This is a genomic window from Acidovorax sp. JHL-9 (assembly GCF_000426205.1).
In the GTDB taxonomy this organism is placed as follows: domain Bacteria; phylum Pseudomonadota; class Gammaproteobacteria; order Burkholderiales; family Burkholderiaceae_C; genus Acidovorax; species Acidovorax soli.
In genome coordinates, this window is record NZ_KE384507.1 from 143,507 (window position 1) to 160,061 (window position 16,555).

Below are 16,555 nucleotides of genomic sequence, written 5' to 3' on the forward strand. Positions count from 1 at the left end.
AAACACCCCCCGGCGCCCATGGGAGAATGCCGCCCATGCACGCATTGTTTGAAGAAGCCGGCAAGTTCATGGCCGGTCGCATCCTGTCCGAAGCCGAAAGCTCGGCCCAAGTCGAGCTCGATTCGGGCAAGCGGGTCAAGGTCAAGGCCGCGAACCTCCTGTTGAAATTTGAAAAACCCGCGCCGTCCGAGCTGATGGCCCAGGCGCAGGCCGTGGCCCAGACCATCGAACTGCCGCTGGCCTGGGAGTTCGCACCCGAGGAGGATTTCGGCTTTGCCGACCTGGCGCGCGACTATTTTTCGGACAACGCCACGCTGGCCCAGCAGGCCGGCGCGCTGTTTGCCCTGCACGAGGCACCGCACTACTTCCGCCGCGCCGGCAAGGGCCGCTTCAAGAAGGCGCCCGCCGAGATCCTGCAGCAGGCCCTGGCCGCCATCGAGAAGAAAAAGCTGATCGTGCAGCAGATCAGCGACTGGGCCGAGGCGCTGGGACGCGGCGAATGCCCGCAGCCCGTCCGCGAGCAGCTCTACAAGATCCTGTTCCGCCCCGACAAGAACGCGCCCGAATACAAGGCCGTGGTCGAGGCCAGCCGCGCCACGCACCTGGCGCCGCTCGACCTGCTGCAAAAGGCCGGCGCCATCGATTCGGCCTACCAGTTCCACTGGAAGCGCTTCCTGTTCGACAACTTCCCCAAGGGCACGGGTTTCCCGCAGCTCACCGCGCCGCAGCCGCCGGCCGACCTGCCTCTGGCGCCCGTGCAGGCCTATTCCATCGACGACTCGCAGACCACCGAGATCGACGATGCGCTGTCGGTGCAGGGCCTGGGCACGGGCAGCGTGGTGGTGGGCATCCACATCGCCGCGCCGGGCCTGGCCATCGTGCCGGGCACGCCGCTCGACCAGCTGGGCCGCACCCGCCTGTCCACCGTCTACATGCCCGGCTACAAGATCACCATGCTGCCCGACGAGGTGGTGCAGATCTACACGCTGGACGAAGGCCGCGCCAACCCGGCTGTATCGCTGTATGTCACGGTGGACGAAGCCACGCTCGCGATCACGGGTACCGAAACCAAGCTCGAACGCGTGCCCGTGGTGGCCAACCTGCGCCACGACCAGCTCGACCACATCGTCACAGAAGCCTGGCTGACCGACCCGGCCATTGAGATAGAAAACACCCCGCAGCGATTGCTGGATGTGCGCGATCAGCTGTCGTTTTTGCACCGACTGGCCCAAACCCTCAAGGCCCAGCGCGAAGTGGTGCGCGGCAAGCCCGAAAACTTCAACCGGCCCGACTACAACTTCAAGCTGGTCGGCAACGACAAGGCCGAGCCCGATGGCAGCGAACAGGTGCAGATCACCACGCGCCAGCGCGGCGCACCGCTGGACCTGATCGTGGCCGAGGCCGCCATCGTGGCCAACAGCACCTGGGGCCTGATGCTGGCCGAGCACGGCGTGCCCGGCATCTACCGCAGCCAGGCCAGCATGGCGCCGGGCGTGAAGGTGCGCATGGGCACCAAGGCGCTGCCGCACGCTGGCATTGGCGTCAAGGCGTATTCGTGGGCCACCTCGCCGCTGCGCCGCTATGTGGACCTGGTGAACCAATGGCAGATCATTGCCTGCGTGCGCAACGGCAGGACGGCGGCCCTGGCGGCCCCCTTCAAGCCCAAGGACGCGGAGCTGTTCTCCATCATCAGCAGCTTTGACGCAGCCTACAGCGCCTACAACGGCTACCAGGCCGGCATGGAGCGTTTCTGGACGCTGCAATACCTGGAGCAGAACGGCATCACCGAGCTCAACGCCACCGTCTTCAAGGAAGGGCCGGGCGGCAGCTTTCTGGTGCGCGCCGACACGCTGCCGCTGGTTTTCCCCGTGCTGGGCGCGCAGAACCTGCCGCGCGGCGCACGCCTCAGAGTCAAGCTCGGCGAGGTGGACGAGATCACGCTCGATCTGCACGGCACCGTGATCGAGCGCCTGGACGATCCCGACGACACCAGTGACGACGGCCCGGTGGAAGATGCCGACGACACCGATGACGACGCGGCCGTGGCCGGCCCCATCGCCATTGCCGTCGATGTGAACGAGGCCGACACCAACGGCACCGCCAGCACCGATAATCCTGCTCCGTGAACATGGCCCCCACGCTCCCTCGCTTCGTGTGGTCGCTGGCCTTGCAGGCCGCGGTGACGCCAGAGGCGTCACCTCTTCGTGCTGTCCAGTCCTGCGCCGGCAGGCCTGGAGCCGCAGCCCTCAGCCCCGAGGGGGCCGCTTTTCATCTTGGGGCGGCCCGGCGATGAAAAATAACCCCCACGCTCCCCACTCCGTGTGGTCGCTGCCCCCCGAGGGGGCCGCTTTTCATCTTGGGGCGGCCCGGCGATGAAAACATCTTCCTTCCTCGCCCGCTTCACCACGCTGCAGCTCACGCTGGGCCTGTCGGTGGCGCTGCATGCGGCACTGCTGTCGGTGCGTTTCATCGACCCCGAGGGCTTCCATCGCGTGTTCCAGGACACGCCGCTCGAAGTCATCCTGGTCAACGCCAAGTCCAACGAACGGCCCGACAAGGCGCAGGCCATCGCCCAGGCCAACATGGCCGGGGGCGGTGAGGCGAACAAGGGCCGCGCCACCAGTCCCCTGCCGTATTCGGCGCTCACGGCCGTAGGCGACGATTTCGAGGAATCGCAGCGCCGGCTGGACACCCTGCAAGAGCAGCAAAACCAGCTGCTGGCCCAGCTGCGCAAACAGATCGCCGCGCTGCCCCTGCCCGATCCGCGCAAGCCCAGCCAAAGTGGCAGCCAGGCCGCCGAAGAGGAAAAGCGCCGCCAGCTCGTCAAGCTGCTGGCCGAGATCGAAAAGCGCATCAACGAAGAAAACGCACGCCCCAAGAAGCGCTACATCAGCCCCGCCACGCGCGAAGAGGCCTACGCGGTGTATTACTCGGCCCTGCGCAGCAAGGTCGAGGACAAGGGCACAGAAAACTTCCCCGAGCAAGGCGGCAGGAAGCTCTATGGCGAGCTGACAATGATCATCACCGTCAACCACGATGGCCGCGTCCTGGCCACCGAGGTGGTGCAGGGTTCGGGCAATCGCACGCTGGACCGGCAGGCCGAGGCCATCGCGCGGGCCTCCGGCCCATTCGGCCATTTCAATGCCGAGATGCGCCGCCAGGCCGACCAGATCGCCATGGTGGCGCGCTTCAAGTTCACACGCGACCAGACCCTGACCACCAACTTCGAAACCGACCCCGAAGGCCGCACCCCCTGAGCACCGGCCTGCGGCACCGGGGAGACAATCGCGCCCCGCCCGCATTCCATCCTTCACACCGCGCTCCATGAGTTCTTCCGATGACCTGTATTGCGTGATGGGCAACCCGGTGGCGCACAGCCGCTCGCCCGCCATCCACGCCCGCTTTGCCGAACTGACCGGCGAGCACCTGGTGTACGAACGCTGCCTGCTGCCCATCGGCGGCTTTGCCCAGGGCGTGCGCGACTTCATGGCCCGCGGCGGGCGCGGCTGCAATGTCACCGTGCCTTTCAAGCTCGAAGCCGCCGCGCTGTCCACCACGCGCAGCGAACGCGTGCAGCGGGCGGGCGCCGCCAACACCCTGGTCTTTGACGGACAGGCCATCCACGCCGACAACACCGACGGCCTGGGCCTGGTGGCCGACATCACGCGCAACGCGGGCCTGCCGCTGGCCGGGCGCGACGTGCTGCTGGTGGGCGCCGGTGGCGCCGCAGCCGGCGTGCTGGGCCCCTTGCTGCAGGCGGGCGTGCGCCATGTCACCGTGGCCAACCGTACGCTGGCCCGGGCGCAGGCCCTGGTGCAGGCCCATGCCGACCTGGCACTGCTGCAAAAGGCAGAGCTTCTGGCGCTTACTCCACAGGCGCTGGACGCCGATTTCGACCTCATCATCAATGCCACGGCCAGCAGCCTGAGCGGTGACTCCGTTCCCGTGCCCACCCATGTGCTGCGCCCCGGCAGCCTGGCCTACGACATGATGTACGGCCCGGCGGCGCAGGGTTTTCTCGACTGGGCCCGCCAGCATGGCGCCGTGCCGCGCGACGGCCTGGGCATGCTGGTGGAACAGGCCGCCGAGGCCTTTGCCCTGTGGCGTGGCGTGCGCCCGCCATCGGCCCAGGTGCTGGCCGAACTGCAGGCCGCTGCGTGAGCGGGCCACGGTCATGAAAGCCCTGTTGCGCTGGCTGGGCCTGGTGGTGTTGGCCCTGGTGGCCCTGCAGCTGTTTTTTGTGGCGCGCATCGCGCTGATGGCCTGGGTCGACCCCGAATCCACCACCTTCCAGCGCTCCGAGATCTGGGCGCAGGTAGCCAGCAAGGGCGATGTGCGCTGGCGCCAGCAGTGGCTGCCCTACGCCCAGATTTCCGACCACCTCAAACGCGCCGTGATTGCGGCCGAAGACGGCAGCTTCGTCACCCACGACGGCGTGGACTGGAACGCCATCGAAAAAGCCTGGGAGCGCAACGCCCAGGCCGAGGCGCAGATCGCCCGGGCCCAGGCCCGCGCGCCCGACAAGCCCGTGCGCACGCCCAGGATACGGGGCGGCTCCACCATCACCCAGCAGCTGGCCAAGAACCTGCTGCTCTCGGGCGAGCGCACGCTGCTGCGCAAGGGCCAGGAGTTCGTGCTGACCGTGCTGCTGGAGCAACTTTTACCGAAGCAGCGCATCCTGGAGATCTACCTCAACAGCGTGGAATGGGGCGATGGCGTGTTTGGCGCCGAGGCCGCGGCCCAGCATTACTTCCGCAAGCCGGCCGCGCGCCTGTCGCCGCAGGAGGCCGCACGCCTGGCCGTCATGCTGCCCGCGCCCAAGCGCTTCGAGAAGACCCCCGGCTCGGCCTACCTGGCAGGGCGCACGCGCACCATCCTGGCGCGCATGGGCAGTGCCGAGCTGCCTTGATCCTTGGCCCGGCGAACGCCTACTTTTTGCGCCGCTGGCCGATAGGCCGCGCGGGCAGCTTGGGAGCCAACCCCAGCGCGGCGCGGGCCAGGGCGTCGGCCTCGGCATTGCGGTGGCGCGGAACCCACTGCAGTTGCACCGGCCCGAAGGTCTGCAGCAGGCGGCGCGCCTGGTCAAAAAGGTCTTGCAGCCGCGCAATCGGCACCACGGGCGTGCCGCCGAGTTGCTCCACCAGGATGCTGCTGTCGCTGTGCACCTGCAGTGCGCTGGCCCCACGCGCCTGCAACTCAGCCAAGGCCAGCAGCAGGGCCCGCAGCTCGGCCTCGTTGTTGCAGCCCGTGGTGTGCGTGGCCTGGGCAAAGGTGTGGCGGGTGCCGTCGGGCGCGCAGAGCACCACGCCCAGCCCCATGCGGCCAGGGTTGGGCATGGCGCTGCCATCGCAGTGGACGACCCAGGGACGGACCGATGCCGGCTCCAGCGCCGCAGTCATGGCGCGGGTTGCACGGGCCGCGTTGCGCCCGGCCGCCGTGGCGGGATGGCCATCAACGGTAGAACGCTTCCACCTTGCCCTTGAGCTTGATCAGCAGCGGCTTGCCCTTGCGATCGAGCGTCTTGCCCGCAGGCACCTTGACCCAGCCTTCGCTGATGCAGTATTCCTCGACATCGAAGCGGTCCTTGTCGTTCAGGCGGATGCCGATGTCGTGCTCGAACACGGCGGCAACATGGTGCGGGCTGCGCGGGTCGATGGACAGGCGGTCGGGCAGCGGGGGCGCGGAAGTGGCTTCGGTCATGAAAATCCTGCAAAGGCTGTATGCACAAAAGCGGGCATTGTCCCGGATTTGGTTTCGGTGCACTGCGCCCGGCCCGTATCATCACCCCATGCCCGCCACGCGACTGGCCAGCGGTAGCAGCCACTCCTTCAACAACACATGAGAATTCTGGGAATTGACCCCGGCCTGCAGACCACGGGCTTCGGCCTGATCGATGTGGACGGCCACCGGCTGGGCTATGTGGCCAGCGGCACCATCCGCACCACCGCGCTGGCCCTGGGCGACCTGCCCGGGCGGCTGAAGGTGCTGTTTGACGGCATCAGCGAGGTGGCGGCGCGCTACCAGCCCGACGTGGCCACCGTCGAGATCGTCTTCGTCAACGTCAACCCCCAGTCCACCCTGCTGCTGGGCCAGGCCCGTGGCGCGGCCATTACCGCCCTGGTGGCCAGCAACCTGCCCGTGGCCGAGTACACCGCGCTGCAGATGAAAAAGGCCGTGGTCGGCCACGGCCGCGCCGCCAAGACCCAGGTGCAGGAAATGGTGCGCCGCCTGCTGCAGCTGCCCGGTCTGCCCGGCACCGACGCCGCCGATGCGCTCGGCATGGCCATCACGCACGCGCACGCCGGCGCGGCCATGGCGCGGCAGGGCGAAGCGGCCACGCTGCAGCGGCGCCAGCACGCGATGTACAAGGGCGGGCGCAGCTACTGAAGCGGCCCGGTGCCGCGCACCTTGGGATGACCTGCATGACCCTCGCGAGTCGGTGGTCGTGCGGATCGGGATGGGCCACAAGGCGTCTTATTGCCGCCAACAGCTCGGCTATTGGCAAGAAAAGCAACGCAGTGGAGCGCCCGATGCCGCGCCATCATCGGCCGCAGGGAGTTATGCAGGTCATCCCTTGAGCAATCATCCTGCTGCCCGCGCGTCCCTAAAATCAGCCCCATGGCCCACCCACCCGCCCCAGCGCCCCACACGGTGCCCACCTCGGCGCCCGCATCTTCACCCTGTCATCCCGCACGGCCCGAGGTGATCGCCGGCTTCCTCTTCGTGAAAATTCCGGTGGGCCGGCGCAATGTCCCGGACCCCTTGCACCACCGCGAGGACGCCATCGACCAGATGCTGCGCTCGCAGGACCTGGGGCTGGTGGTGGGCTGGGGTGATTCGCTGGGTGAACGGCGCCCCGACGGACTGCGGCCGCCGGCCCATATCCGCATCGACATCAGCGCCTGCGACCTGCACGCCGCCCGCTACGCCCTGCGCGCCTTGCTGCCCACCCTGGGTGCCCCTGCGGGCACCGAAATCCACTACACCCTGGCGGGGAACCGCCTGCAGGACATTGCCCGCGAAACCGGCTGGCAGCTGGAGCAGGTCGTCTGATCTTCGACGGAAAAATCGGCTGTATGCCTTAGCAGAAAATCGCAAAAGCTATTAATAAAATAGCAATTATCCGCACCAATCAGCGCTCGAGCCCACGCTTCAGTTCCTTGAGCAGCAACAGCACCTGGTTGGATGCATGGCGGCATGCGCCCGATGTTTTGGCTACCAAAAAATGACGGCTCCGTCGTATCGGCGGCCGACGACCTTGCCGCAAGACCTGGATCCCGCAGCACCGCCAGCAGCCAGGGCGCAGCGCGCCGACAATCGGGCCATGACTACTGCCCAACGCCCCGCCCTTTCCATGCTCGACCTGGTCGCCGTGCGCGAAGGCGGCACCGTCGCCCAGGCACTGCAGATCGCCCTGCGCACCGCACAACACGCCGAAGCACTGGGTTTTGCGCGCTACTGGCTGGCCGAGCACCACAACATGGCCGGCATTGCCAGCTCGGCCACCGCCGTGCTGGTGGGGCATGTTGCGGGCGGCACGCAGCGCATCCGCGTGGGCTCGGGTGGCGTGATGCTGCCCAACCATGCGCCGCTGGTGGTGGCCGAGGCCTTTGGCACGCTGGCCGAGCTGTACCCCGGCCGCATCGACCTGGGCCTGGGCCGAGCGCCCGGCACCGACCCGGCCACCATGCGCGCCCTGCGCCGCAGCCGCGTGGAAACCGCCGACGACTTTCCGCAGGACGTGGCCGAGCTGCAGCGCCTGCTGGCACCGGCCACACCCGACCAGCGCCTGATTGCCATGCCCGGTGCAGGCACCAACGTGCCCATCTGGCTGCTGGGCTCCAGCCTGTTTTCGGCACAGCTGGCGGCCGAACGCGGCCTGCCCTATGCCTTTGCCTCGCATTTCGCGCCGCGCCTGCTGCACCAGGCGCTCGATCTGTACCGCAACCTGTACCGCCCGTCCGCTGCGTGGCCCCGGCCTTATGTGGTGATTGGCGTGCCCCTGATCGCGGCGCCCACCGATGCCGAGGCCGAGTTCCTGGCCAGCAGCACCTACCAGCGCGTGCTGGGCATCCTGACGGGCGACCGCCGCCGCCTGCTGCCACCCATAGAGAACTTTGCCGCGCGCCTGCAGCCACAAGAGCGCGCCGCCATCGGCGACTTTCTGGCCGCCGCCGTGATTGGCGGGCCCGACACGGTGCGCGCCGGCCTGGCCCAGCTGCACCAGGCCACGGGTGCGGATGAATTCATGCTGGTCAGCGACGTGTTCGACCCGGCGCTGCGCCTGCGCTCCCTGGACATTGCGGCGCAGGCCGTCGCCGCGATGGCCTGACGCCCCGACTGCGCCACGTCACGGGCAGCGGCTACCATCACGGGCTTATGGCGCCTGACAGCCCTCCGGTTCACCCCCCACATGCCCGCTTTTTCTTTTGAAGCCCTGGACGCCCAGGGCCAGACCCGCAAGGGCCTGATGGAAGCCGACACGGCCAAGTCGGCCCGCAGCCTGCTGCGAGCCCAGGCGCTGGTGCCCCTGAGCGTGGAGCCCGTGCAGACCGGCCAGTCGCGCGATGGTGCCCCCGCCGGCCTGGGGCAGCGCCTGTTCACGCGGCCGGTGCTGGGCGCCTCGGCCCTGGCCATCTGGACACGCCAGCTGGCGGGGCTGGTGGCCTCGGGTCTGCCGCTGGAGCGCGCCCTTGCCGCCTTGTCGGAGGAAGCCGACGACGAGCGCCAGCGCTATCTGGTGGCGGCCTTGCGCGCCGAGGTGAACGCCGGCGCCACCTTTGCCCGCGCGCTGGCCCAGCATCCGCGCGAGTTTTCCGACATCTACTGTGCCGTGATCGGCGCGGGCGAGCACAGCGGCAACCTCGGCCTGGTGCTGGAGCGCCTGGCCGACGACCTTGAAGAGTGCCAGGCCCTGCAGGCCAAGCTGATGGGCGCGGCGCTGTACCCGGCCATCGTCACCCTGATCGCCATCGCGATCGTGCTGTTCCTGGTGAGCTACGTGGTGCCACAGGTGGCCAGCGTGTTCGCCGGCACCAAGCGCGCCCTGCCTTTTCTGACCGTGGCCATGTTGGCCGTGAGCGCCGCGGTGCGCAGCTATGGCTGGCTGATGCTGATTGCTGTTGTCTTGATAGCTATAGGCGCACGCTGGGCCTTGGCAATCGAGCATTTGCGCCAGAAGTTTGACGCCGCCTGGCTGAACCTGCCCCTGGTGGGCAAGCTGGCGCGCGGCTACAACGCGGCGCGCTTTGCCAGCACGCTGGCCATGCTGGCCAGCGCCGGAGTGCCCATCCTCAAGGCCCTGCAGGCCGCCGCCGAAACCCTGAACAACCGCGCCCTGCGCGCCGACGCGCTCGATGCGCTGGTGCTGGTGCGCGAAGGCGCCCCGCTGGCCTCGGCACTGGCGCAGAAAAAGCGCTTCCCCGGCCTGCTGGCCATGTTTGCGCGCCTGGGCGAGCAGACCGGCCAGCTGCCGGTGATGCTGCAGCGCGCCGCCACCCAGCTGTCCAACGACGTGCAGCGCCGCGCCATGCAGCTGGCCACCATCCTGGAGCCGCTGCTCATCGTGGCCATGGGCCTGATCGTGATGCTGATCGTGCTGGCAGTGCTGCTGCCCATCATCCAGCTCAACCAGTTCGTGAAATGACGTGCACCCCCCTGAGGCGCTGCGCGCCTTCCCCCCCTCTCTCGCCTCGCTGCGCGATGCGGGAGGGGGGACGCCGCCAGCGCGGCGGGGCGGCCCTTGCGCGGCGGCCCTGGCTTGTGGCGCGCCTGTTTCAACGGCTGCGAGTGGTGGAATGGATGGCTTTCAAGGAGGATCCATGGCGGTGACCCTGGACGACAAGCTGGTGGTGGCGATCTCGTCACGCGCCCTGTTCGATTTTGAAGAAGAAAACCGCATCTTCGACCCCGAGCACCCCCAAGGCTACATGCAGCTGCAGCTCGACCGGCTGGATGAGCCGGCGCGGCCCGGCGTGGCGTTTTCGCTGGTCAAGAAGCTGCTCGCCTTCAACGAACCCGCGCAGCAGCGGGTGGAGGTGGTGGTGCTGTCGCGCAACGACCCGGTCAGTGGCATGCGCGTGTTCCGCTCGGCCAAGGCCCACGGGTTGGCGTCGGTGCAGCGCGGGGTCTTCACGCAGGGGGCGGCGCCGTTTCGCTACCTGCGGCCCCTGGGCGCGCACCTGTTTCTCTCGGCCAACGCGGCCGACGTGAACGAGGCCCTGGCCATGGGCTTCCCGGCGGCGCAGGTGGCCACGCAGTCGGCCCAGGCCAGCGCGGCCCACCCGCACGAAGTGCGCATCGCCTTTGACGGCGACGCCGTGCTGTTTTCGGACGAGGCCGAGCGGGTGTTCCAGGCCTCCGGGCTCGACGCCTTCCAGGCCCACGAGGTCGAAAAGGCCCTGCTGCCCCTGCCCCCCGGGCCCTTCAAACCTTTTTTGTCGGCCCTGCACCGCCTGCAGCAAAGCGGCGCACCGTCCATGCGCATCCGCACCGCCCTGGTCACGGCGCGCGGCGCGCCCGCGCACGAACGGGCCATCCAGACGCTGATGAGCTGGCAGATCGCGGTCGATGAAGCCATGTTTCTGGGTGGCATGCCCAAGGGCGAGTTCCTGCGCGAGTTCGAACCCGACTTTTTCTTTGACGACCAGACCGGCCATGTCACCTCGGCGGCCCGCCATGTGCCTGCAGGCCATGTGAGCAGCGGCATCGCCAACCAGGGCACCCTGCCGGCCGGATGAGCATGCCGGCATGCCTGGCATCTGCATGCAACCAGGACGCCCTGCCAAAGAGTGCAACACCCGGTGAAAGCCTGCGCCCGCAGCGTTGCAAATGGGCTTTGCGGCCGCAGATATGCCAACATCACCCCTGTTCGACCCGAGGAGTTTTGCGCATGAAAATCCCACTGGCCCTGCTGGCCGCCCTGGGCTGCAGCCTGGCACTCGCCAACCCGCCGGAGGCGGCCGTGCCCGCGCAGGCGGCTGCCAGCGCCCCGGCCAAGGCCCCGCTGTCCAAGGGCGAGATCAAGGCCATGCAGGAATTCAAGATGCTCGACTTCAACGGCGACGGCAAGCTCAGCCGCAGCGAAGTGGTGCTTTTTCCCCGCCTGGCCGCCGCCTTTGACGATGCCGACACCGACCACGACAACTTCGTTTCGTACGCCGAAGTGCAGGTTTTTGCCGCCAAACACCGCGCCGAACGCGAGCGCAAGCGGGCCGCACAGGCAGAGGTGGCATCGGGCACCCCTCCCGCCAAACCATGAGGGAACGGGGTGGCCATACATCTCACATTTGCTGCCGCCCCCGCCCGCTTGCGCCGGCCTTTTACAGAAAGCGCTCCAGCAGACGCCGGGACGGCCGGTCCAGCACCGTGGTGTCCGGTACCCGAAACTGCATGCCATCGCCCGCGGCAATCAGCAGGCGCGTGCGTCCGCCCAGGCGGCGGATGTCTTCTTCGGCCTTCAGCACGAACTGGGCCGGGCCCTTGTCGGTCTCGACGGTCCAGGTGCTGGGCGTGGAGAAACTCGAAACAGAAACGATCTGGTGGATAGTGGGCACAAACTCGCGCACGGCCAGTTCTTCATCGACCAGGTGGCGTGCCGCCTCGGGCAGCTGATCGAGCCGGTCCAGCCAGACCAGTTCATGGCCATCCGGGCCAACGAGCGAAAGGCCTTCGGACGGCGCCGCGATCGGAAACGCGCGCACGGGCGTCACGCCCTCGTGGACGGTGCCGTCCGGCTGGGTCAGAACCAGGCGGCCATGGGAATTGCGGTGCAGTTGCAGCGGAACAATGGATGTCGTCATGGTCAGCTTCCGGCCGGTTCAAGAATTGCCGGCGGGGTGCGCCGGGTGCAGCAGGCCGCTGTCGATGATGACGCCAGCGGCCTGGGCGTCTTCTTCGGCGCGGCGGGCCTGGGCTTCGTACAGGCGCCAGTAGGCGCCCTGCTTTTCCATGAGTTCATCGTGCGGCCCGACCTCGACCACCTCGCCGCGGTCCATGACCACCAGGCGGTCGGCCTTGCGCAGGGTGGACAGGCGGTGGGCAATGGCAATGGTGGTACGGCCCTGCACCAGGTTGTCGAGCGCCTTCTGGATTTCCTTTTCCGTCTCAGTATCGACGGCCGAGGTGGCTTCGTCCAGGATCAGGATGCGCGGGTCGATCAGCAACGCGCGGGCAATGCTGATGCGCTGGCGCTCGCCGCCCGACAGGCCCTGGCCGCGCTCGCCCACCAGCGAGTCGTAGCCATGCGGCAGGCGCAGGATGAACTCGTGCGCATGGGCGGCGCGGGCGGCCGCCACGATCTCCGCGCGCGAGGCATCGGGCTTGCCATAGGCAATGTTCTCGGCAATCGTGCCGAAAAACAGGAAGGGTTCCTGCAGCACCAGGCCGATGTGGCGGCGGTAATCGGCCACGGCGAAGCGGCGGATATCCACCCCATCGACCTGGATGGAGCCATCGCTCACGTCATAGAAGCGGTTGATCAGGTTCACCAGCGTGCTCTTGCCCGAGCCGCTGTGCCCCACCAGCCCGATCATCTCGCCGGGGCGGATGTCCAGATCCAGGTGCTTGATGACGGCGCGGCTGCCGTAGCGAAAGCCCACGTTGCGCATCTGGATGGCGCCTTCGACGCGGGCCAGTTTCACCGGCTGGACGGGGTCGGGCACATTGCTGACATGGTCCAGGATGTCAAAGATGCGCTTGGCACCCGCAGCGGCCTTCTGTGTGACCGAGACAATGCGGCTCATGGAATCGAGCCGCCCATAAAAGCGCCCGATGTAGGCGATGAAGGCCGTGAGCACACCCACGGTGATCTGGTTGCGCGACACCAGCCAGATGCCGAACGCCCAGACCACCAGCAGGCCGATTTCGGTGAGCAGCGACACCGTGGGCGTGAACAGGCTCCAGGTCTTGTTGAGCTTGTCGTTCACTTCCAGGTTGTGCTGGTTGGCGTCGCGAAACCGCTGGGCTTCGCGCTTTTCCTGGGCAAAGGCCTTCACCACGCGGATGCCGGGGATGGTGTCGGCCAGCACGTTGGTCACCTCGCTCCACACACGGTCGATTTTTTCGAAACCCGTGCGCAGGCGGTCGCGCACGGTGTGGATCATCCAGCCGATGAAGGGCAGCGGCACCAGCGTGACCAGCGCCAGCCAGGGGTTGATGGAAAACAGGATGGCCGCCGTCATGCAGATCATCAGCACATCGGTGATGAAATCGAGCGCGTGCAGCGACAGGAAGACGTTGATGCGGTCGGTTTCGGAGCCAATGCGCGCCATCAGGTCGCCCGTGCGCTTGCCGCCAAAGTAGTCGAGCGACAGGCGCAAGAGGTGCTCGTAGGTGGTGGTGCGCAGGTCGGCGCCGATGCGCTCGGACACCAGCGCCAGGATGTAGGTGCGCGCCCACGACAGCCCCCAGGCGGCCAGGGCCGACAGCAGCAGGCCGCCCAGGTAGAGCAGCACCAGGCCGGGCTCGATCTGCTGGCCGTTCTGGAACGGGATCAGGATGTCGTCCATCAGCGGGATGGTGAGGTAGGGCGGCACCAGCGTGGCCGCCGTGGAAGCCAGCGTGAGCGCAAAACCCGTCGCCAGCTGCTTGCGGTAGGGCCGCGCGAAGCGCCACAGCCGCAGCAGCACCCAGGTGGAAGTCTGCGGGGGCTGGGCGCGCGCGCAGGCCGGGCATTCTTCGGTGTCGGGAGGCAGCGGGGTGTGGCACTGCGGACAGGTGGGCTCATCGGCCTCGTCCTGCGCCGCACCCGAAGCCAGGCTGCGGGCCGTCGCCTGCTCGAAGCGCTGCACCAGGCGCAGGGCCTGGGGATGGTGCGCCAGGGTAAAGCGCCAGAGGGCCAGCCGCGCATCCGGGGCCTGCAGCTCCAGTGTGCCGACCCCGCCGTGGTCCTGCATGCGCAGCGCCAACCCGCTCGACAGCGGCCAGGCACGCCAGGCGGCAGTGCCGGGGTCGCAGGCCAGAATGCGCTCCGAAGTCACCACCACCCAGCCGGCGGCAAAGCGCAATTCGACACTCAGGTCAACCTGTAACGCGGCCAGCACGTTCTCTTGGGGAGCGAGCATGGCCCGCAAATCGGCCCCCTGGGGGCCAGAAAAGACACCGGAGGCGTCCACAGAATGGTGATGTTGCATAGGTTTGGGTTCTCTGCAGTCGGCGACACACAGCCACAAGCGTTGCAGGAGCTGGAATTTTGACCGAAACCCGGCGTGCCAGCGCAAACTGCACCGCCTCCTCCCCTTGATCGGCAAAACGGGCGTCCAACCGGGCGCACAATTGCATTCCCTGTCCGGCCCGCCCGGTGCCCCTGAACCGCTCCGAAACATGGCAAAAATCGACGATATCCAACTCCTGCGCATCAACTACCTGCGCGGCCCCAACATCTGGACCTACCGGCCGGCACTGGAGGTCTGGCTGGACCTGGGTGTACTGGAAGACCACCCCTCCAACACCCTCCCCGGGCTCAATGACCGCCTCACGGCCTGGTTGCCCGCGCTGGAGGAACACCACTGCGGCGTGGGCGAGCGCGGCGGTTTCCTGCAACGCCTGCAGGAGGGCACCTGGTGCGGCCATGTGCTGGAGCATGTGGTCATCGAGCTGCTCAACCTGTCGGGCATGCCCACGGGTTTCGGCCAGACCCGCAGCACGTCGGTGCGCGGTGTCTACCGCATGGTGTTCCGGGCACGCGACGAACAGGTGGCCCGCGTGGCGCTGGCCCAGGGGCACCGCCTGCTGATGGCCGCCATCAACGATGAACCCTTTGACGTACGGGCCGCCGTGGCGCGGCTGCGCACCGAGGTCGATGACCGCTACCTGGGCCCCAGCACGGCCTGCATCGTGACGGCAGGCACGGACCGCGGCATTCCCCACATCCGCCTGAACGACGGCAACCTGGTGCAACTGGGCTACGGCGCCCGCCAGCGGCGCATCTGGACGGCAGAGAGCGAATTCACCAGCGCCATCGCCGAAGGCATCGCCAGCGACAAGGATCTCACCAAGAGCCTGCTCAAGGCCTGCGGCGTACCCATCCCGGACGGCCAGGTGGTCAACAGCCCCGCAGAGGCCTGGGAAGCCGCCGAGGACATCGGCCTGCCCGTGGTCGTCAAGCCCTCCGACGGCAACCATGGCCGCGGCGTCACGCTGGACCTGCGCAAGCAGGAAGACATCGCGGCGGCCTACCATGTGGCCTACCCCGAGGGCAGCGACGTGATGGTCGAGCGCTTCATTCCCGGCGACGAACACCGCCTGCTGGTGGTGGGTGGCAAGCTGGTGGCCGCCGCGCGCGGCGAGGTGGTCAGCATCACGGGCAATGGCCGGTCCACGGTGACCGAGCTGATCGACAGCCAGCTCAATTCCGACCCCCGCCGGGGCCACGAAGAAGAGTACCCGCTCGAAATCATCGATGTGGCGACCGACGCCAAGGTGCAGCTGGAACTCAAGCGCCAGGACCTCAGCGCTGATGCGGTGCCCGCCGCCGGACGGCAGGTGGTGATCCAGCGCAACGGCAACGTGGCCGTGGACTGCACCGACGAGGTGCACCCGGAAGTGGCCTACATCGCCCAGTTGGCCGCCAAGGTGGTGGGCCTGGACATCGCCGGCATCGACATGGTGGCGCAAGACATCTCCCGCCCCCTGCACGAACAGGGCGGCGCCATTGTGGAAGTGAACGCCGGCCCCGGCCTGCTCATGCACCTCAAGCCCGCCGTGGGCACCCCCCGCCCTGTGGGCCAGGCCATCGTCGAGCATCTGTTCCCCGCCGAAGAACACGAAGACGAAGACACCGTGGGACGCATCCCGGTGGTGGGTGTGGCCGGCACGCGGGGCACCGCCACCATCGCGCGCCTGGTGGCCTGGCTGCTGCACCTGAGCGGACGGCACACCGGCCTGGCCTGCCGCGACGGCCTCTTCCTGGACCGCCGCTGCGTGGAAGCGGCCGACTGCGCCCACTGGGAAGCGGCCCACCGCCTGCTGATGAACCAGATGGTGCAGGCCGCCGTGATCGAAAACGACGCCCGCACCATCCTGCGTGACGGGCTGGCCTACGACCGCTGCCAGGTGGGCGTGGTCACCGACATGGAGGGCGCGGAAACGCTGGCCGAATTCGACATCCAGAACCGCGAGCAGATGACCAAGGTACTGCGCACGCAGGTGGACGTGGTGCTGGAGGGGGGCGCGGCCGTGCTCAACGCCGCCGATCCGCAGGTGGCCGACCTGGCCCCGCTGTGCGACGGCGATGTGGTGCTGTATGCACAGGACGCCAGCCTGCCCGCCATCGTGGAGCACCGCGCCCGCAACCAGGGGCGCGCCGTCGTGCTGCGCAACCAGCACGTGGTGCTGGCCACCGGCAGCGCAGAACATGTGCTGGGCACGCTGTCCGAGCTCACGTTCGGGCGCAACGCCATCGTGCCCGACACCGATGCCCTGCTGGCCGCGATCGGCGCTGCCTGGGCGCTGGACATTGCCCCCGACCTCATCGGCGCCGGCATCAAGACGTTCGAGCCCGAGCTGCCGCCCGTGAGCACCCTGCCCACCTGATGCCCACCCGTTGTTGATTCCA

Annotated in this window: 15 protein-coding genes; 11 read left to right on the forward strand and 4 right to left on the reverse strand. The window is 68.0% G+C overall.

Annotated features, from left to right (window positions below; all coding sequences use genetic code 11):
- Positions 1-35 precede the first annotated feature (35 nt).
- The 4 genes from K225_RS0119800 (at position 36) to mtgA (ending at position 4,909) form a co-directional block, all read left to right on the forward strand.
- Positions 36-2,126, forward strand: coding sequence for a ribonuclease catalytic domain-containing protein (locus tag K225_RS0119800; protein ID WP_026437931.1), 2,091 nt, complete (start codon positions 36-38; stop codon positions 2,124-2,126).
- 246 nt (positions 2,127-2,372) lie between these two features.
- The gene (locus K225_RS0119805; protein ID WP_026437932.1) at positions 2,373-3,257 is read left to right on the forward strand and encodes an energy transducer TonB; all 885 of its coding nucleotides are present in this window, start codon (positions 2,373-2,375) and stop codon (positions 3,255-3,257) included.
- A gap of 67 nt (positions 3,258-3,324) precedes the next feature.
- Positions 3,325-4,161, forward strand: a complete 837-nt coding sequence (gene aroE / locus K225_RS0119810) for a shikimate dehydrogenase (protein WP_026437933.1) — start codon at positions 3,325-3,327, stop codon at positions 4,159-4,161.
- Between the two features lie 13 nt (positions 4,162-4,174).
- Positions 4,175-4,909, forward strand: a complete 735-nt coding sequence (mtgA, locus tag K225_RS0119815) for a monofunctional biosynthetic peptidoglycan transglycosylase (protein ID WP_026437934.1) — start codon at positions 4,175-4,177, stop codon at positions 4,907-4,909.
- A 19-nt stretch (positions 4,910-4,928) separates the two neighbouring features.
- On the opposite strand, the gene K225_RS0119820 is transcribed toward mtgA, so the two are convergent.
- On the reverse strand, positions 4,929-5,399 hold the full coding sequence (locus tag K225_RS0119820; protein WP_026437935.1) for a reverse transcriptase-like protein: 471 nt from the start codon (positions 5,397-5,399) through the stop codon (positions 4,929-4,931).
- Positions 5,400-5,451: 52 nt separating this feature from the next.
- Complete coding sequence (locus K225_RS0119825) at positions 5,452-5,700, reverse strand: DUF3297 family protein (RefSeq protein WP_026437936.1); 249 nt, start codon at positions 5,698-5,700, stop codon at positions 5,452-5,454.
- 138 nt (positions 5,701-5,838) lie between these two features.
- Between K225_RS0119825 and ruvC the strand changes: the two genes are divergently transcribed.
- From ruvC to K225_RS0119860, 6 genes are all read left to right on the forward strand, one after another.
- On the forward strand, positions 5,839-6,387 hold the full coding sequence (gene ruvC, locus K225_RS0119830) for a crossover junction endodeoxyribonuclease RuvC (RefSeq protein WP_026437937.1): 549 nt from the start codon (positions 5,839-5,841) through the stop codon (positions 6,385-6,387).
- 231 nt (positions 6,388-6,618) lie between these two features.
- Positions 6,619-7,053 carry a hypothetical protein gene (locus tag K225_RS21400; protein ID WP_155885319.1) on the forward strand — a complete coding sequence of 145 codons (435 nt, stop codon included), beginning with the start codon at positions 6,619-6,621 and terminating at the stop codon, positions 7,051-7,053.
- Between the two features lie 271 nt (positions 7,054-7,324).
- A complete protein-coding gene (locus K225_RS0119845; RefSeq protein ID WP_026437938.1) occupies positions 7,325-8,332 on the forward strand; it encodes an LLM class flavin-dependent oxidoreductase in 1,008 nt (335 codons plus the stop codon).
- 81 nt (positions 8,333-8,413) lie between these two features.
- Positions 8,414-9,646, forward strand: a complete 1,233-nt coding sequence (gene gspF, locus K225_RS0119850) for a type II secretion system inner membrane protein GspF (protein ID WP_026437939.1) — start codon at positions 8,414-8,416, stop codon at positions 9,644-9,646.
- Positions 9,647-9,821: 175 nt separating this feature from the next.
- Positions 9,822-10,739, forward strand: coding sequence for a 5'-nucleotidase (locus tag K225_RS0119855; RefSeq protein WP_026437940.1), 918 nt, complete (start codon positions 9,822-9,824; stop codon positions 10,737-10,739).
- A 152-nt stretch (positions 10,740-10,891) separates the two neighbouring features.
- Positions 10,892-11,260, forward strand: coding sequence for an EF-hand domain-containing protein (locus K225_RS0119860; RefSeq protein ID WP_081679753.1), 369 nt, complete (start codon positions 10,892-10,894; stop codon positions 11,258-11,260).
- A gap of 61 nt (positions 11,261-11,321) precedes the next feature.
- Here K225_RS0119860 and K225_RS0119865 read toward each other — a convergent pair whose 3' ends face one another.
- Together K225_RS0119865 and K225_RS0119870 are read right to left on the reverse strand one after the other, a co-directional pair.
- Positions 11,322-11,801 (reverse strand): DUF1854 domain-containing protein, encoded by a 480-nt coding sequence (locus K225_RS0119865; RefSeq protein ID WP_026437942.1) that lies wholly within the window; start codon positions 11,799-11,801, stop codon positions 11,322-11,324.
- An 18-nt stretch (positions 11,802-11,819) separates the two neighbouring features.
- A complete protein-coding gene (locus tag K225_RS0119870) occupies positions 11,820-14,132 on the reverse strand; it encodes an ABC transporter ATP-binding protein (protein ID WP_026437943.1) in 2,313 nt (770 codons plus the stop codon).
- A 190-nt stretch (positions 14,133-14,322) separates the two neighbouring features.
- On the opposite strand from K225_RS0119870, the gene cphA reads away from it, so the two are divergent.
- Entirely contained in the window at positions 14,323-16,533 is a 2,211-nt protein-coding gene (gene cphA, locus K225_RS0119875) for a cyanophycin synthetase (RefSeq protein ID WP_026437944.1), read from the forward strand.
- The last annotated feature ends 22 nt before the right edge of the window (positions 16,534-16,555 follow it).

Excerpts from the sequence above, each read along its gene's own strand:
- K225_RS0119855 (WP_026437940.1), top strand. The coding sequence starts at position 9,822 with ATGGCGGTGACCCTGGACGACAAGCTGGTGGTGGCGATCTCGTCACGC.
- K225_RS0119800 (WP_026437931.1), top strand. The coding sequence starts at position 36 with ATGCACGCATTGTTTGAAGAAGCCGGCAAGTTCATGGCCGGTCGCATC.
- K225_RS0119820 (WP_026437935.1), bottom strand. The coding sequence starts at position 5,399 with ATGACTGCGGCGCTGGAGCCGGCATCGGTCCGTCCCTGGGTCGTCCAC.
- gspF (WP_026437939.1), top strand. The coding sequence starts at position 8,414 with ATGCCCGCTTTTTCTTTTGAAGCCCTGGACGCCCAGGGCCAGACCCGC.
- ruvC (WP_026437937.1), top strand. The coding sequence starts at position 5,839 with ATGAGAATTCTGGGAATTGACCCCGGCCTGCAGACCACGGGCTTCGGC.
- K225_RS0119870 (WP_026437943.1), bottom strand. The coding sequence starts at position 14,132 with ATGCAACATCACCATTCTGTGGACGCCTCCGGTGTCTTTTCTGGCCCC.
- aroE (WP_026437933.1), top strand. The coding sequence starts at position 3,325 with ATGAGTTCTTCCGATGACCTGTATTGCGTGATGGGCAACCCGGTGGCG.
- K225_RS0119825 (WP_026437936.1), bottom strand. The coding sequence starts at position 5,700 with ATGACCGAAGCCACTTCCGCGCCCCCGCTGCCCGACCGCCTGTCCATC.
- cphA (WP_026437944.1), top strand. The coding sequence starts at position 14,323 with ATGGCAAAAATCGACGATATCCAACTCCTGCGCATCAACTACCTGCGC.
- K225_RS0119845 (WP_026437938.1), top strand. The coding sequence starts at position 7,325 with ATGACTACTGCCCAACGCCCCGCCCTTTCCATGCTCGACCTGGTCGCC.
- mtgA (WP_026437934.1), top strand. The coding sequence starts at position 4,175 with ATGAAAGCCCTGTTGCGCTGGCTGGGCCTGGTGGTGTTGGCCCTGGTG.
- K225_RS21400 (WP_155885319.1), top strand. The coding sequence starts at position 6,619 with ATGGCCCACCCACCCGCCCCAGCGCCCCACACGGTGCCCACCTCGGCG.
- K225_RS0119865 (WP_026437942.1), bottom strand. The coding sequence starts at position 11,801 with ATGACGACATCCATTGTTCCGCTGCAACTGCACCGCAATTCCCATGGC.
- K225_RS0119860 (WP_081679753.1), top strand. The coding sequence starts at position 10,892 with ATGAAAATCCCACTGGCCCTGCTGGCCGCCCTGGGCTGCAGCCTGGCA.
- K225_RS0119805 (WP_026437932.1), top strand. The coding sequence starts at position 2,373 with ATGAAAACATCTTCCTTCCTCGCCCGCTTCACCACGCTGCAGCTCACG.